This window comes from Elstera litoralis, from assembly GCF_000963705.1.
GTDB lineage: Bacteria > Pseudomonadota > Alphaproteobacteria > Elsterales > Elsteraceae > Elstera > Elstera litoralis.
The window spans coordinates 1-650 of the sequence record NZ_LAJY01000756.1 but is presented as its reverse complement, the minus strand read 5'-3'; the positions used below and the strand labels follow the sequence as shown (position 1 = coordinate 650).

At 59.7% G+C, this 650-nt stretch carries 2 protein-coding genes; both read left to right on the top strand.

The annotated features are described in order from the left end of the window. A partial coding sequence (locus tag VZ95_RS19600) for a GNAT family N-acetyltransferase (RefSeq protein WP_045777363.1) occupies positions 1-361 on the top strand: 361 nt, incomplete at its 5' end. Between the two features lie 45 nt (positions 362-406). Continuing rightward, positions 407-650, top strand: a 244-nt coding sequence (locus VZ95_RS29505; RefSeq protein ID WP_408606113.1) for a ribbon-helix-helix domain-containing protein, incomplete at its 3' end; no start/stop codon positions are given.

Below are 650 nucleotides of genomic sequence, written 5' to 3'. Positions count from 1 at the left end.
GTGCGATCTGAGTACCGAGGTACCGGAATCACCGAGGCTTGCGGTGGATTTCGGATTCGATTTTTGCCGACGGAAGGGCTATACGAAGGTGTATGGCCATGCACAGAAGCGTCTTCTGCGGTTCTGGCGTCGTCACGGGTTCAATCAAACCAATCATCCGCCGTTCCACTTTTCGGACGCGGAATATGTAGCGGTTGTGGTTGAGTTCGACCCCCACCCGGAGGCAATCCGATACGGGGCCGACGATGTGGTGCTGCTGCGTCCCGAAGGGGCTTGGCATGTTCCGGGGGTTCTGGAGCATTCGATGGCGCGGCCTGCGAAGGTCGTGCCGCGGGAGCGGGTGCAAAGGTTGAGCGCATAAGGCGGGCCGATTAAATCGGGAACACCCGCCACTTTGGGGGTGTTGATGGACTCTCGGGATGGAACTCTGGCAACGCGGGCGGCCTTGCGGCTGATCGCTGAGAGCTTGGTACAAACGCATTCCCAGGCGCCTAGCCCGGTTAAAGCGGATACGCGCGTGTCTATTTTCGAGCAGGCCATGCGCCATATGGTCGATACACACCGGGACAGCGCGTTGGTTCTGCGCAATGTCACGGTGAAGGGGAAGCGTACGACGATTCGCTTGGAGCCGGAAATGTGGGATGCCCTGG